At 58.0% G+C, this 14481-nt stretch carries 18 protein-coding genes; 12 read left to right on the forward strand and 6 right to left on the reverse strand.

The window, feature by feature from the left end:
- Nucleotides 1-44: 44 nt before the first annotated feature.
- On the reverse strand, nt 45-278 hold the full coding sequence (locus HBR94_RS05800; protein WP_170044365.1) for a hypothetical protein: 234 nt from the start codon (nt 276-278) through the stop codon (nt 45-47).
- Between the two features lie 244 nt (nt 279-522).
- The gene (locus HBR94_RS05805; RefSeq protein ID WP_057960193.1) at nt 523-1068 is read right to left on the reverse strand and encodes a cytochrome b; all 546 of its coding nucleotides are present in this window, start codon (nt 1066-1068) and stop codon (nt 523-525) included.
- Nucleotides 1069-1268: 200 nt separating this feature from the next.
- On the opposite strand from HBR94_RS05805, the gene HBR94_RS05810 reads away from it, so the two are divergent.
- The 9 genes from HBR94_RS05810 to HBR94_RS05850 all read left to right on the forward strand — a co-directional run bounded on the left by HBR94_RS05810 (nt 1269) and on the right by HBR94_RS05850 (nt 8518).
- Nucleotides 1269-1946: a thermostable hemolysin gene (locus tag HBR94_RS05810; protein WP_057960194.1), complete on the forward strand. Its 678-nt coding sequence runs from the start codon at nt 1269-1271 to the stop codon at nt 1944-1946.
- Complete coding sequence (locus tag HBR94_RS05815; protein WP_169960215.1) at nt 1936-3417, forward strand: AMP-binding protein; 1482 nt, start codon at nt 1936-1938, stop codon at nt 3415-3417. Before HBR94_RS05810 ends, HBR94_RS05815 begins: the two co-directional genes overlap by 11 nt.
- Nucleotides 3414-4088 (forward strand): iron-containing redox enzyme family protein, encoded by a 675-nt coding sequence (locus HBR94_RS05820; protein WP_170044366.1) that lies wholly within the window; start codon nt 3414-3416, stop codon nt 4086-4088. The genes HBR94_RS05815 and HBR94_RS05820 overlap by 4 nt, the downstream gene beginning before the upstream one ends.
- Nucleotides 4075-4884, forward strand: a complete 810-nt coding sequence (locus HBR94_RS05825) for an SDR family oxidoreductase (protein WP_115128648.1) — start codon at nt 4075-4077, stop codon at nt 4882-4884. The genes HBR94_RS05820 and HBR94_RS05825 overlap by 14 nt, the downstream gene beginning before the upstream one ends.
- Nucleotides 4881-5525 (forward strand): tetratricopeptide repeat protein, encoded by a 645-nt coding sequence (locus HBR94_RS05830; RefSeq protein WP_057438584.1) that lies wholly within the window; start codon nt 4881-4883, stop codon nt 5523-5525. The genes HBR94_RS05825 and HBR94_RS05830 overlap by 4 nt, the downstream gene beginning before the upstream one ends.
- An 11-nt stretch (nt 5526-5536) precedes the next feature.
- Nucleotides 5537-6199 (forward strand): response regulator, encoded by a 663-nt coding sequence (locus HBR94_RS05835; RefSeq protein WP_057438583.1) that lies wholly within the window; start codon nt 5537-5539, stop codon nt 6197-6199.
- On the forward strand, nt 6196-7563 hold the full coding sequence (locus HBR94_RS05840; RefSeq protein WP_057438582.1) for an ATP-binding protein: 1368 nt from the start codon (nt 6196-6198) through the stop codon (nt 7561-7563). The genes HBR94_RS05835 and HBR94_RS05840 overlap by 4 nt, the downstream gene beginning before the upstream one ends.
- 92 nt (nt 7564-7655) lie before the next feature.
- The gene (locus HBR94_RS05845; RefSeq protein ID WP_169960220.1) at nt 7656-7823 is read left to right on the forward strand and encodes a DUF2986 domain-containing protein; all 168 of its coding nucleotides are present in this window, start codon (nt 7656-7658) and stop codon (nt 7821-7823) included.
- Nucleotides 7824-7891: 68 nt separating this feature from the next.
- Nucleotides 7892-8518, forward strand: coding sequence for a glutathione S-transferase (locus HBR94_RS05850; protein WP_057438581.1), 627 nt, complete (start codon nt 7892-7894; stop codon nt 8516-8518).
- A 259-nt stretch (nt 8519-8777) separates the two neighbouring features.
- Here the strand turns inward: HBR94_RS05850 and HBR94_RS05855 are convergent, their stop codons facing one another.
- Nucleotides 8778-9968, reverse strand: coding sequence for a hypothetical protein (locus tag HBR94_RS05855; protein ID WP_170044367.1), 1191 nt, complete (start codon nt 9966-9968; stop codon nt 8778-8780).
- Nucleotides 9969-10005: 37 nt separating this feature from the next.
- On the reverse strand, nt 10006-10653 hold the full coding sequence (locus tag HBR94_RS05860) for a hypothetical protein (protein ID WP_170044368.1): 648 nt from the start codon (nt 10651-10653) through the stop codon (nt 10006-10008).
- A 347-nt stretch (nt 10654-11000) separates the two neighbouring features.
- On the opposite strand from HBR94_RS05860, the gene HBR94_RS05865 reads away from it, so the two are divergent.
- Nucleotides 11001-11621 carry a LysE family translocator gene (locus tag HBR94_RS05865; protein ID WP_115128650.1) on the forward strand — a complete coding sequence of 207 codons (621 nt, stop codon included), beginning with the start codon at nt 11001-11003 and terminating at the stop codon, nt 11619-11621.
- Nucleotides 11622-11667: 46 nt separating this feature from the next.
- Here HBR94_RS05865 and HBR94_RS05870 read toward each other — a convergent pair whose 3' ends face one another.
- Together HBR94_RS05870 and HBR94_RS05875 are read right to left on the reverse strand one after the other, a co-directional pair.
- Entirely contained in the window at nt 11668-11967 is a 300-nt protein-coding gene (locus tag HBR94_RS05870) for a DUF3144 domain-containing protein (protein ID WP_057438578.1), read from the reverse strand.
- A gap of 57 nt (nt 11968-12024) precedes the next feature.
- Nucleotides 12025-12735: a tRNA (adenine(22)-N(1))-methyltransferase TrmK gene (locus HBR94_RS05875; protein WP_115128651.1), complete on the reverse strand. Its 711-nt coding sequence runs from the start codon at nt 12733-12735 to the stop codon at nt 12025-12027.
- On the opposite strand from HBR94_RS05875, the gene HBR94_RS05880 reads away from it, so the two are divergent.
- Together HBR94_RS05880 and soxR are read left to right on the forward strand one after the other, a co-directional pair.
- The gene (locus HBR94_RS05880; RefSeq protein ID WP_170044369.1) at nt 12727-12969 is read left to right on the forward strand and encodes a hypothetical protein; all 243 of its coding nucleotides are present in this window, start codon (nt 12727-12729) and stop codon (nt 12967-12969) included. The two genes, HBR94_RS05875 and HBR94_RS05880, sit on opposite strands and share 9 nt — an antisense overlap.
- Nucleotides 12970-12985: 16 nt before the next feature.
- The gene (gene soxR, locus HBR94_RS05885; RefSeq protein WP_057960200.1) at nt 12986-13480 is read left to right on the forward strand and encodes a redox-sensitive transcriptional activator SoxR; all 495 of its coding nucleotides are present in this window, start codon (nt 12986-12988) and stop codon (nt 13478-13480) included.
- The last annotated feature ends 1001 nt before the right edge of the window (nt 13481-14481 follow it).

Genomic DNA, 14481 nt, shown 5'->3' on the forward strand with positions numbered 1-14481 from the left:
AACCCAGCCACCGCGCCCTGTTCGACAGCCGGGGCGTGCAGCTACTAGCCCTTCAACTCAGCCGCACGATGGCTGGCAGCGTCGTCGTAAGCCACATACAACGACTCGGCGATTTGGCTTTTGATGGCTTTGGTGGACTCCAGGCCCAGGACAAAACCTTCGGCTTTGCCGCCTGCGCGATTCAGGTCTTCAAGCGTGCTGGCGCCGGTGATCGCTTCCAGCAACTTGATGGCATGTGGGCCTACGCCTTTGGGCAGGCTGATCTGGTCAATGCTCATTGCGGCACCTCGAATGAGGCTGGGGACGGTGTGTTGCGGGTGAACGGGGTCATGTGCGATACCTTGATGGCTGGGGCCGATAGCGCGAGAAACCACTGCCGGAGGGGCATGGTAGACCGGGATGGGCAAAAAAGGGCTGATTTCGCGACCACATCGGTGCAGCACTTGCCATCCCAGCCTCTGAGAACAAGAGGGAACGCCGCCGAACCCGGGCTCGACGGCTCGCTCGACTCTCAAGCTCCATTCAGAAGCGTTTAGGCAGGATCCGCGCCAGGGTGTTGTCCCGAACCCAGTAGTGATGGAACAAACCTGCCGCCGCATGCAAACCGATCAGCCAGTAACCGCTACTGCCAAGCAACTCGTGCCAATGCTTGAACTGCTTTGCCAGGTCCGGATCGACCGACACAAGTGACGGCAGAAAAAACCCGAAGTAAGGCATCGGTTTGCCTGCCGCCGACAACATCAGCCAGGCCAGCAGCGGGGTCGCAATCATCAGCCCATACAATGCCAGATGCATCAGGTGCGAAGCGCCGGTCTGCCACGCAGGCAAGGCAGGCGTTATGGGTGGCCGGGGGGTCAGGCGCCCAAGCAGACGCACCCAGACCAGAAGAAAAATGCTTGCCCCCAAAAGCCCGTGCAGTCCCAGGAATAGGCTTCTCATGGTGCCCCCACGGGGTAGCAGGCCTTTGATTTCGATGCTGGCATAGACACCGACAAACAGCCCCAGCATCAGCCAGTGCAATGCAATCGACAGTTTTCCATAACGTTGGGTGGATGAGTCTCGGGTCATGCTGGGCCTCTGCAGTCATTCTGGCGAGCGAGTCATTCGCCCGACCTCGATCCGGTTTAACGCCTGATCGAACCACGCCACCCTGCCCGCCCAGCCTTAATACAATCTGAAGAAGCGCCAGCCCGTCTGTTGCGACCTTCAGACTCCGTTAAGAAATGCCCTCGATACTCTGCCCAAACCTACTGGGGAGACGTTATCCAATGGCCCATTTCGACTGGCACCTCTCTTTACCGCTTCACTTCGGCCAAGCCGAGTCCTCGCAGATGAATCTGCTCAGGGCCTTGCCCGGCGACACGCTGCGCGCGGTTTTCGAAACCTTTGTCCAGCAACGTTTTCGCCAGGCACATGGTGCTGACATTCGTCATTTCATGCCGGAACTGTTTGGCGTAAGCAGCGCGTCTGGCGAACTTTGCGCCGTCGCCGGTGTGCGTCTGGCCAAGACTGAACCCTTGTTTCTGGAGCGGTATCTGGACGCGTCGATTGAAGCGCTGATCGGCATGGCAGCCGAGCGCCCCGTCGAGCGCACCGGCATCGTCGAGGTGGGCAATCTGGCGGCCAGTGACAACGGCAGCGCACGCCTGAGCATCATTACCCTCACTTATCTGCTGGCCATGGGCGGCCTGGAATGGGTGGCCTTTACCGGCAATATCGGGCTGGTCAACAGCTTCCATCGCCTGGGATTAAAACCGCTGACGCTCTGCGCCGCCGACCCCGAGCGGCTGGGCGCTGACCGCCACAGTTGGGGCAGCTATTACGACAGCAAGCCCTGGGTGCATGTAGGCAACATCCGCGCAGGCTTTGTCCATCTACGCAATATCGGCGTGTTCAACCGCCTGGGGTTGCCCACATCGCTTGAGGAGGCCACTTATGTCGCCTGAAATGGAGCGTTTCAAGGAGATCCTGCGCAGCCACGCTGAATGCACGCCACACACCACCGCCCTGTGGGGCGATCAGTTGAAGCTGGACTACGCCACCCTGTACGCCGAGCTTAACTATCGCCAACAGCGACTGCGCGATGAGGGCATCAAGGTGGTCGCGCTGGCGCTGGACAATGGCGTCGAAGCGATGCTCTGGGATCTGGCCACGCTGTTCGAAGGGTTGACGTGCCTGACGCTGCCGCCGTTTTTCACCCCGGCTCAACGCAAGCATTGCCTGGAACAAAGCCAGGCAGAGCTGGTGATCGCCGAACCGCAACTGGAGGCAGAACTGCAAACCGCCGGTTTCGAGAAAACCGGCGAGTTCTGGCGCAAAAACCTCAACGGTGCGTCCGGCTTACCCGAACACACCGCCAAACTGACGTTTACCTCGGGAACCACCGGTACCCCCAAAGGCGTGTGCCTGAGCGCCGAGAGTATTTTGAGGGTTGCCCGCGAGCTGTATCAGGCCAGCCAACCCAACGATCCACGGCACCACCTCGCGGTGCTGCCCCTGGCAATCCTGTTGGAAAATATCGGTTGTTATGCCGCCCTTTATGCCGGCGTCACCCTGAGCCTGCCAAGCCAGAGCGTGTTGGGGATTCAAGGGGCCAGCGGCGTCGACGTCCCGCAATTGCTCGGCTGCCTGGCCGCTCGCGCCCCCGAAAGCCTGATTCTGGTGCCGCAGCTTCTCCTGCTGCTGGTCAACGCTGGCGAACAAAAAGCCTTCAATCCTCAAACCCTGCGTTTTGCCGCCGTGGGCGGTGCGCGGGTTTCAGAAGAACTGCTGCACCGTGCGCACACCCTCGGCATGCGTGTCTACGAAGGCTACGGCCTGTCGGAGTGTGCGTCGGTGGTGTGCCTCAACCACCCCGAGGCCCATCGTCCCGGCAGTGTCGGCAAACCCCTGCCTCACGTAGAGGTACGTCTGGCTGAAGATGGCGAAGTGCTGATCAAGGGTTCTACCTTGCTCGGTTATTTGGGCGAGCCCGCTGGCGTCGATCAATGGTGGTCCAGCGGCGATCTGGGCGAATTTGACGCCGACGGTTTTCTCTATCTCAAGGGGCGCAAAAAGCATCAATTTGTCACCAGCTTCGGGCGCAACGTGAATCCGGAATGGGTCGAGGCCGAACTGACCCAACGCCGGCATATCGCCCAGGCCTTCGTCTACGGCGAAGCCATGCCAAGCAACCATGCGCTGCTGTGGCCCCATCGCCCCGATTGCACCGATGACGAACTGGCGGCCGCGGTGGCCCAGGCCAACGAGGCCCTGCCCCAATACGCCCAGGTCCATCACTGGACCCGGCTGCCTCAACCGTTCACGCCCGCGAATGGTCTGCTGACCGCCAATGGCAGGCCGCGCCGCGACGCCATTGTTGAGCGTTACCAGGCGCAATTGACTGTATCGACCCCTTCCGAGGTATCCGCATCATGAGTTTTTTCGACACCCTGCAAATCGCCACTCAAGCAGAACGCAACGAGCTGTTCACCCTACCGATCATCCGCGATGCCCTTGAGGGTAAGGTCAGCCTGGAGAGCTATCGGGCGTTTCTGACCCAGGCGTACTACCACGTACGCCACACTGTGCCGTTGATGATGGCCTGTGGCGCGCGCCTGCCGACGCGCCTGGAATGGCTGCGTGAAGCAGTCTGTGAGTACATCGAAGAAGAATACGGCCATGAAAAATGGGTGCTCAACGACATCCAGGCCTGTGGCGGCGACAAAGAGGCGGTACGCGACGGTCATCCGTCCCTGCCCATCGAGTTGATGACCAGTTTCCTCTACGACCTGATCGCCCGGGATAACCCGGTAGGTCTGTTTGGCATGGTCAACGTCCTCGAAGGCACCAGCATCGCCCTTGCCACCCACGCCGCCGGGGCCATTCGCGATCGCCTTGAGCTGCCGGAAACCGCCTTCAGCTACCTCAGCTCCCACGGTTCCCTGGATATTGGGCACATGCAGACTTACCGCCGACTGATGGACAAACTGCAGGACCCGAGTGATCAGGCGGCGGTCATTCATGCTTCCAAAGTGGTCTACAAACTCTACACCGACATGTTCCGTGGCTTGCCGCGTGACGGGGAGAGCCTGCATGCGCCTGTCTGAGGCTCGCGTGGTCTTGACCGGCGCCAGCGGCGGCATTGGCGCGGCGATTGCTGACGCACTGTGCGCCAACGGCGCCCAGGTGCTGGCCGTCGCCCGCCACCGCGAGTCGTTGGCGCCGCTGCTCGAGCGCTATCCACAGCAGGTGTTCTGGATTGGCGCCGACCTGACGTTCCTGGCAGACCGTCGCAAGGTGCTGACCGCTGCGCAGGCAATGGGCGGTATCAACCTGCTGATCAACGCCGCCGGGGTCAATCACTTCGCCATGCTGGAGCAGCTCGAGGACAGCGATATCAACGCCATGCTGGCAGTCAACATCAGCGCGCCTATCTGCCTGACCAAAATCCTGCTGCCACTGCTCAAGCAAGCCAGCAGCGCGATGGTCGTCAACGTTGGCTCCACCTATGGCTCGATTGGCTACCCCGGCTACGCCAGCTACTGCGCAAGCAAATTTGCCTTGCGTGGATTTTCCGAAGCCTTGCGCCGTGAGCTGTCAGACACCCGCGTGGGTGTGTTGTATGTCGCGCCACGCGCCACCAGCACCCCCATGAACAGTCCGGCCGCGCAGGCGCTCAACGACGCCCTCAACGCGAATGTCGACGACCCTCAAACCGTGGCCTCGGCCGTGATCCGCGCCATTGCCGGTGACCATCGCGAGTTGTACCTGGGCTGGCCGGAACGGTTTTTTGTACGCCTCAACAGTCTGCTGCCCAACCTGATTGACCGAAGCTTGCGCAAGCACCTACCCCTGATCCGTCGCCTGAGCCAAAAGACTGACAACGAGGACCTCAATCCATGAAAAACACTCTCTGCTTGCTATTACTCGGCGCGTTGAGCCCAGCCGTCTGGGCCCTGGACGCCGCTGACCAGCAACGCCTCAACGACATCCAGCAGCGCTGGGCGCATATTCAATACGAATTACCCGCCGACCAGCGCGCGGCGAAGTTCGAGCAACTCGCCACCCAAGCCAGCGCGTTTACCCAGGATCGCCAATCCGTCGCCGAGGCCTGGATCTGGTCCGGTATCGTCACCAGCAGTTGGGCTGGCGCCCAGGGTGGGCTCGGCGCGTTGAGCAAGGTCAAGGAGGCGAAGATCGACCTGGAAAAAGCCCTCTCCCTGGACCCCAAAGCCTTGCAAGGCTCGGCCTACACCAGCCTCGCCGCGCTGTATGATCGGGTACCGGGCTGGCCTATTGGTTTTGGCGATTCGGACAAAGCACAACAATTGCTCGAGCAAGCATTGCAACTGAACCCAGACGGCATTGATAGTCTGTACTTCTGGGGCGATCACCTTTACCGTCAAAAACGCTACCCCCAAGCCAGACAGGCGCTACAAAAAGCCCTGCAGGCAGCCCCGAGGCCAGGCCGTGAAACCGCTGACGCCGGGCGCCGCACGGAAATCGAAGCGTTACTGCAGCAAGTGAACCAGAAACTCGACTGACAGGAGTCCGTGTGCGCTTACTACTGATCGAGGATGACATGGGCCTGGGCGAAGGTATTCACCAGGCCCTCACGCGCGAGGGCTACACCGTCGACTGGTTGCAGGACGGCAGCAGCGGCTTGCACGCACTGCTCAGCGAAACGTTTGATCTGGCCGTGCTCGACCTCGGTCTGCCACGAATGGACGGGCTCGACGTCCTGCGTCGCCTGCGTGACAGTGGCTCCAACCTGCCGGTCCTGATCCTCACGGCCCGGGACGCCACCGAGGACCGTATCGCCGGCCTGGATGCCGGAGCGGATGACTACCTGATAAAACCGTTCGCCCTCGCAGAACTCAAAGCCCGGATACGGGCCTTGTTGCGACGCAGCGCTGGCCGGGCCCAGATGGTGATTGAGCACGCGGGCATCAGCCTGAACCCCGGTACCCAGCAAGTCAGCTATCTGGGCGAGCCCGTGGCCTTGACCCCCAAGGAGTATCAGTTACTCCATGAACTGCTTTCCCCTCCTGGCCGGGTCATGACCCGCGATCAACTGATGCAGATACTCTACGGCTGGAGCGAGGAGGCGGAAAGCAACACGCTGGAAGTGCATATCCATCATCTGCGCAAGAAGTTTTCCAGCCAGTTGATCCGAACGATCCGCGGTGTCGGCTATCTGGTGGACGAACGCCCATGACCTCCATTCGCCAGCGCACGCTCACCTTGATTCTTGGCCTGCTGTTCCTCGGTCTACTGATCATGACCGCCGTCAACCTGCATGACAGCAATCATGAAATTGACGAGGTCTACGACGCCCAACTGGCGCAAAACGCGCGTCTGTTGCAAGGCGTGATGCGCATGCCAATGGCCAGTAAGGAGCAAGCAGAGCTGTACCAGGCGTTCAATCAAGCGCTGGGGCTTGCCGTGCCTAAGGTCGATGGCCATCCGTATGAAAGCAAGATCGCGTTCCAGGTCTGGAACTCGGACGGCACGTTGCTGGTTCACACCGCCAGCGCACCCGCGTTTACCTCACCACCGAGCAAGGCCGGTTTCAGCGCCATCACGGACGTCAACAACCGAGCATGGCGCGCGTTTGTCTTGGAGGATGCGCAATATAATTTGAAGATTTGGGTGGGCGAGCGTGACGACGTGCGTGACGATCTGGTGAATCGGATTGTCCGCCATACGGTGTTGCCCAATCTGATTGGCTGCGTGCTGCTTGCCGCAGTGATATGGCTGGCGATTGGCTGGGGTTTGAAACCCCTGGTAAACATGGCGCAGACCCTGCGCGCGCGGCATCCAGGTTCGCTTGAGCCCTTGCACTTGAATCCATTGCCCACTGAACTGGAGCCCATGCAGGCCGCCCTTAACCGCGTGCTCGCACAAATCCAGGAGGTCATGGGACGCGAGCGGCGTTTTATCGCCGACGCCGCCCATGAGATGCGCACACCGTTGGCGGTGCTTAAAGTTCACGCAGAAAACCTGAAGGACGCCGCTAGCGAGGATGATCGACGCGCGTCCCTTGAGCACCTCATGGCAGGTGTCGACCGTACCACCCGACTGGTCAATCAACTGCTGACCATGGCCCGTATTGAACCCCGCACCTCCGCCCTTGAAGCGCCAAAAACAGATCTGGTGGCGACAGTCCGGGACAGTCTGGTGCAGATGACACCCTGGCTCTTGAGCAAGGAACTTGAGCTGGTGTTCGACCCTGTCGACGAAGTCGGCCTGGTCAAAGTCGACACCGGGATCATCCAGATTGCCTTGAACAATTTGGTGAGCAATGCGGCAAACTTTTCCCCGCCTGGAGGGCTCATCACCGTCGGGCTGGCCAAACACCACGATCACTACGAGTTGAGTGTCGAAGACCAGGGGCCGGGCATTGATGAAGCAGAACGTGATCGACTGTTTGAGCGCTTCTACAGCCGTGGCAATGACCACGGCGCAGGCCTGGGCCTGACCATCGTGCAATCCATCGCAAATCGCCTGGGTGGACAGGTCCGCTTGGAAAACCGGCCATCGGGTGGTTTACGGGCAACCTTTGAGTTTGCCCGGCTTTAGGTCGGTGCATGCCCGTAAAAGCATTTGGCCAAGCCCACTCGCCCGACTGCTGAGCTGATATCATCGAAAGATCAACGCGCCGAGTAAACCGCATGAACCGTCGTAAAAAGATCAATCAGTTATTAAAAGCCAACGCCAAAAAGGCCAGTGCCAAACTGGCCCCCAAAAGCAAAGACAAGTACATCAGCAAGGCCGACCGCTTGAAGCTGGAAGCGCAGCCACCTCAGGACCCGACCATTTCCCCTGACACGCCCAACTGATTCAGGGCACTCTACGCCGGCGCAACAGTCTGCTATCAGACACCCACACTCACCCGGCGGAGCTTCCCATGATGATTGTTCACCACCTCAACAACTCACGTTCGCAGCGCATTCTCTGGCTGCTCGAAGAACTCGGCCTGCCCTACGCGCTCAAGCGCTACCAGCGCGACCCAAAAACCAACCTCGCACCACCAGAGCTCAAGGCGATCAACGCGCTGGGCAAATCGCCGGTGCTTGAAGATGGCAGCCGCGTGGTGATCGAGTCCGGCGCCATTGTCGACTACCTGATCCGCCGCCACGGCCAGGGTCGCCTGCAACCCGACCCGGCCACGGCCGCCTACGACACCTACGTGCAATGGCTGCACTTTGCCGAAGGCTCGGCCATGCTGCCGCTGATGCTCAACCTGTACGTCGGTCGCCTGGGTGATGCCGGTGCGCCGTTGCATCCGCGGATCGAGTCGGAACTGGCCAACTACCTGGGTTACCTGAACGACGCCCTGGCGCAGTCACCGTACCTGCTGGGTGAGGAATTGAGCGGTGCGGATATCCAGATGAGCTTCATTGGCGAAATCGCCAAGGCCCAGGGCAAGCTGCCGGCGTACCCAAACCTCGCGGCGTGGGTCCAGCGGTTCCAAGCCCGGCCGGCCTATCGCAAGGCGCTGGAACAGGGTGGGGAATACGCGTTTGCCCAGTAAATCACCGGGCATTTGACTGCCCTTCCAAAGCCGGCATAATTGCCGGCTTTTTTCGGGATGTCCCCATGCCGGCAGGTGGCATACTTTCTAGATGGATTGCCCCGGCCATTGAATGTTCGCCTTGAGTAACGAAGTCTGAACGTAGGACCAGTCGCCTTTCGCTCTCTGAATAAACACCATCCTGCCAGTACTTCCCTCGCAGAGTACACTCCAACATCCCGGCGTAAGTATATGGAAATAGCCTCCTCCAACGAGGCATTTACAATTTCTTAACAACATGAATCTTATTTGGATAGCCTGCAATATCTGAATTTATAATTCCGCCCTCAACAAAAACATTCATATACGGCCCCGTATAGGTGATATTTGTTATCAGGCGACCTTTCGCCCCACCAAAAATCAAATAATTTCCGACAGCGATAGAAACCCTATTACTTACCGTGTTTGCAATGACAAGACCTGAAAAGGCTGTGGATATTCCTTTTTTCCAGTTCGCATCTGAAAGATCGGCTGCCAAAATACTATCCGAAGCAAGCCGCACTTCGGTGCGTTTCCACACGCCTCCTTCCTTATCAAACCTTACGGCATATTCCCCCTCCTTCCAGACTAAAGCACTTAGATACTCAGGGAGATCTACAAATGGCACGCTTGCTGTCAAATGCACACTCGCGCATGAATCTACTGCATCATCCTTAACGACGAGATCAGAGCTAGACTCATAAATACCTCGATGAAACAACAGATTTGCATAAGCTCGGACACGCGTGTTCGACGATAAGACAGCACAATCAATATCGACTTCCTTGAGTACAAGCACTTTAAGATCTTGGTTTTCAGCATCCATTGCAGACCAGGCTGAATAACGCTCGTTGTAAACCTTGTATGAATAAAATCCGTACACTGCTGAAGCCAGGATAAGAGCGAGTAAAACGCTACGCCATTTAGTATCTAGCCAAGCAAAATAAAAGGACAGAATCATCGCTATGGGCAGTAACATCTTTAAACGATCGAAAGAAAACTCCTGTGCATGCTGAAGCATTACCAAATTTTCTATCAGCGGTACGCTGGCCGCCACCAGCAGGCTCCAGAACACTGCGAGGCGCACATCTTTTTTAGCCGAAAAAAACGCAACAACAGGGAAAAACACAGCAACGACAAGTAAAAACAGGCCATATGAAAGCGCGTAACCTTCAAACAGGCTATAGAGGCTACCTGTTGAGGTGTTTCTTGCAAAAAAGCGCGCTATGAATGAATTGATTGACGATTCGAATCCCGTCACTACCCCATAATGCACAATCGTCAATATGCCAGCAAAAAAAGTCGCTATGAAAACCTTGACTGCAAGCGCCTTCGAAAAGGGTACTTTCAATCTATCAAACAGCAGGATGAAAAATATCCCAGCATTAAAAACATAACCTGTCCATTCTGTGGAAGCTCCCCAAAATGCCAAGCCAACTAAAATCCACCCATAAACACGTGACGCTCGTTCATTCTCCGAATGATAGGTACTTAAAAAAAACGAATAACGAAAGTACTAAAATTATCTGATAAAAACTATGAACCCAATAAAGCACGCCATGCGAAAGGAGCGCTTCACGACTAAAGATCGCCACCGCCGCCCCGACCACCCCACCCGAGACAGCAGACCACTTTCTGAACCCGCAAAAAAATAACAACTGACTGAGCCAAGTATAGATAATCAATGCACTCAGAGCACCAATCACAAAATTAAATTTTGCCAAATTCTCCAGAGAAAACTCAATATTCAACGCACTAAATGTAAAATATGGAGCCAAAAATCCGCTCGAGGCAAAGCTCGTATAAACATAGTCTCCTGTACTGGTCGGTATTGTTGCCCCCCAAGGAATATTTTTATCCAGAGTGCCACCCAATGAAACTGTCGGCAAAAACCAATGATTCACAATTGGAGACTCTTTAAGTGCGCTCATGGTCAAAATCACATGATAGCTGGCCTCCATATTCGGTGCGGGCGGAACTTTTTCAAAATCACCAACCCGGATAAAAAATGACACCACCAACATTAACAAAACAACTAGTACGCCAGGAATGTAGCACTCCCGATACAATTTTCTAGACATAATACAAATCCCTAACAACCGCTTAATGATTTCCATATGAAAATCAGCATTGACTTTCTAATAGATAGTTTTTCCCGACTTGGAATCAATGTATAAACATAAAATAACCCTGCGGCCCCCTCCTTGTTAAACAGGTGTCATAATAGCAAGGTGCCACCGATAAAACATGCGTCTATACATGACTTTCAAAATTTTGCTCACTGGGCTGACGCCGGGACCAAACGAGGCATGGCAACTACGGGCATTCATTTGCAAGCTGGTTAAGTGACTACGGTTCGGCGTTATCGAGGCTCTGTGCTCATAGACGGGCGAAAGCGCCCTGCCGGGCATCTAGCTGCGTGATAGCATCTATCCAAACACAACATTGTGTAGGCACTTGCCCCATGTCCATCGCCGATAATCTGCTCGCCTTTACCCTCGCCGCCACCCTCCTGACCCTCACTCCCGGGCTCGACACCGCGCTGGTGTTGCGTACCTCGACGGTGGAAGGCAAGCAGCAGGCATTGCGTGCGGCATTGGGTATCAATGCGGGCTGTTTCTTATGGGGGGCGGCGGTGGCCTTTGGTTTGGGTGCGTTGATCGCGGTGTCGGAGGTGGCCTTCAACCTCTTGAAGTACTGCGGCGCCGCTTATCTGGCCTGGCTGGGCCTGAATATGCTACTGCGCCCACGCACCTCCCTGACGGTCGGTGAGGCTCATGCCCAACCCGGCACCCGCTGGTTCTTGAAAGGCATGCTGGGCAATGTGCTCAATCCCAAGATCGGGATTTTCTATGTGTCGTTCCTGCCGCAGTTCATTCCCCAGGGCCATTCGTTGATCGCCTGGACATTCGGCCTGGTGAGCATCCATGTGGTGCTCGGCATGGCGTGGTCGTTGACCCTGATCGGCGCCACCCAGCCACTGGCCGCAGTGCTGCGCCGGGGCAAGGTGATCACCTGGATGGACCGCAGCACCGGCCTGCTTTTTGTGCTGTTCGCGGCCCGCCTGGCATTGAGCAAACGCTAGTCAGGGCTTCGACGAAGATCAAGGTGGGCGCTGTCGAGTACCCGGATCACTGTGGCTTCGGGGCTGTCATGTACTGGCTGAAGTTGTTGATGTGATCATCCAGATTGTCTTCCAGCATCATCCGGTACTGCTCACAGAAGTACTTCAACATCGCTTCCCGCGCCTCGGCCATTTCCGCGCCGGACTTGAAGTTGCGCGCACTGGCCCAGGCGTTGAAACGGGTGGTGCCGAACATCATCGAGGCACTGACCTGGCCCAGGTTCTCGAGGGTTTTCAATTGCTCGTTCGACAGTTCGATATGCGCGTCGGCGCGGTCGTAGAAGGCTTGGTCGGTAGCGTCTGGCATGGTGGAACACCTGGGTTGGATAAATGAGTCATTGAAACATTTGCGGCAGGCAAGACCCTAGACCGAGTTCGTCGCCTCCAGCAACTGTGTGATCCAGCGCACCTCTTGCGCCAGTTCCTGCACTTTCTGTTCGGGCAACGCTTGTCGGGCCTGGGCCAACTGATCCAGGGTGCGTTGCTTGTAGCGCAGCAGGCGTTGCCATTTGGCCAGGAACGCCGGGCTGCGGGCCTGCATCTGCAGGGGGCCGAAGTACAGCTGCTCGGCGCTGTAGCTCACCGGCCCGCTGCGCTCGGCGACGATGATTTCGTAGTCGAAGCGGTTTTCCCGTAGCAGCTCCTCGCAGAGGATGCGATAGCCGTTGTCCATCAGCCACAGGCGCAGCGGTTGTTCGCCGCCGTTGGGTTGCAGGATCAGGCGTTCCCGGCCGCTCAGATGCGCCTTGCCGCGCTCGAGGATATCGCGGATGGTCTCGCCGCCCATGCCGCAGATGCTGACCGCGTCGAGCAGGTCGGCCGGTTCGATAGCCGCCAGGCCATCGGCCAGGCGCACGTGGATGTGCAGTTCGTGGCTGTTGTCGCACACCGTGCGCTGGGCGGCGCGGAACGGCGTCAACGCCACCTCGCCGGCCACTGCCGCGACAATCGCGCCACGGTTCATCAACGCCACCGGCAGGTAGGCGTGATCCGAGCCGATATCAGCCAGGCGCGCGCCGGCCGGTACCTGGGCCGCCACGCGCTCCAGGCGCTTGGACAATGTGTTGTGGTTCAACTGGTGTTCCTTTTCGCGGCACTTTTGCCCTCAGTGCGGGCGCGCATGATGCGCGGTGCGCGCCGCAGGGTAAAGCGCCGCCGTCGGCGCCCGCCAGGCGAGCGCCTTGTACAGGCCCACGGCATTGCCATAGGACACGGCCTGCGCCTGGGCAATGGCCTGGCGCAGGCTGAGCAGCTCGCGCAGAAAGCGGTTGCAGCAAAGATCGGGCAGGACTATAAAACCTCAACTTAACTTGAGGGCAACCCCCATGGCAGCAGAAAAGAACCCGGACGGTGTGCGCTCCCTCACCATCGGCGAAGTGGCCAAGCGCAGTGGCGTACCCATCTCCACCCTGCACTTCTACGAGTCCAAGGGCTTGATCGCCAGCACCCGCAACGCCGGCAACCAGCGGCGCTTCCCATCGCTGGTGCTGCGCAGCATTGCGATTATCAAAGTGGCGCAACGCACCGGCATTCCGCTGGAAGAGATCAAACGCGCCATGGGCCGCTATCCGCCGAACAGCAAATTGACGGCCGCGCAATGGGGAGAAATGTCCTCGGCCTGGCGCGACAACCTCAACGAACGTATCCGAACCCTGGAAGCCCTGCGCGACAGCCTGGACAACTGCATTGGCTGCGGCTGCCTGTCGCTCAACGACTGCCCGTTGCGCAACCCCGGCGATACCTTGAGCCAGGAAGGACCGGGGCCGAGAATCCTCGAACGCGCCGCTGCCGCATCTGAAATGCAATCCTCCAAACCCTGAAGATCAAGATGGAAACTGTCGCGCCTTGGCGAGGCTGCGATGGCGGCGGTATTGCTGGGGTTGATGTTGGCTGAACTACCGCTATCGCAGGCAAGCCAGCTCCCACCTTGGATCTTCAGCACATTGAGTACCGTATGCATCCTGCGGTGACAGCTGAAATGCAATCCTCCACCCGCTGAAGATCGAGGTGGGAGCTGTCGAGCCCCGGCGAGGCTGCGATGGCGGCGGCATTGCTGGGATTGATGTTGGCTGACCCACCGCTATCGCAGGCAAGCCAGCTCCCACATTGGATCCTCAGTACATTGAGTACCGTATGCATCCTGCGGTGGTAGTGAAATGCAATCTTCCAACCCCTGAAGATCGAGGTGGGAGCTGTCGAGCCCCAGCGAGGCTGCGATGGCGGCGGCATTGCTGGGATTGATGTTGGCTGACCCACCGCTATCGCAGGCAAGCCAGCTCCCACATTGGATCCTCAGTACATTGAGTACCGTATGCATCCTGCGGTGGTAGTGAAATGCAATCTTCCAACCCCTGAAGATCGAGGTGGGAGCTGTCGAGCCCCAGCGAGGCTGCGATGGCGGCGGCATTGCTGGGGTTGATGTTGGCTGAACTACCGCTATCGCAGGCAAGCCAGCTCCCACCTTGGATCTTCAGCACATTGAGCACCGTATGCATCCTGCGGTGGCAGCTGAAATGCAATCTTCCAAACCCTGAAGATCGAGGTGGGAGCTGTCGAGCCCCAGCGAGGCTGCGATGGCGGCGGTATTGCTGGGATTGATGTTGGTTGACCCACCGCTATCGCAGGCAAGCCAACTCCCATCTTGGATCTTCAGCACATTGAGCATCGTATGCATCCTGCGGTGGCAGCTGAAATGCAATCCTCCACCCCTTGAAGATCGAGGTGGGAGCTGTCGAGCCCCAGCGAGGCTGCGATGGCGGCGGCATTGCTGGGATTGATGTCGGCTGACCCGCCGCTATCGCTGGCAAGCCCCCCACATTGG

Source organism: Pseudomonas sp. WS 5412, from assembly GCF_012985615.1.
Lineage (GTDB): Bacteria > Pseudomonadota > Gammaproteobacteria > Pseudomonadales > Pseudomonadaceae > Aquipseudomonas > Aquipseudomonas shahriarae.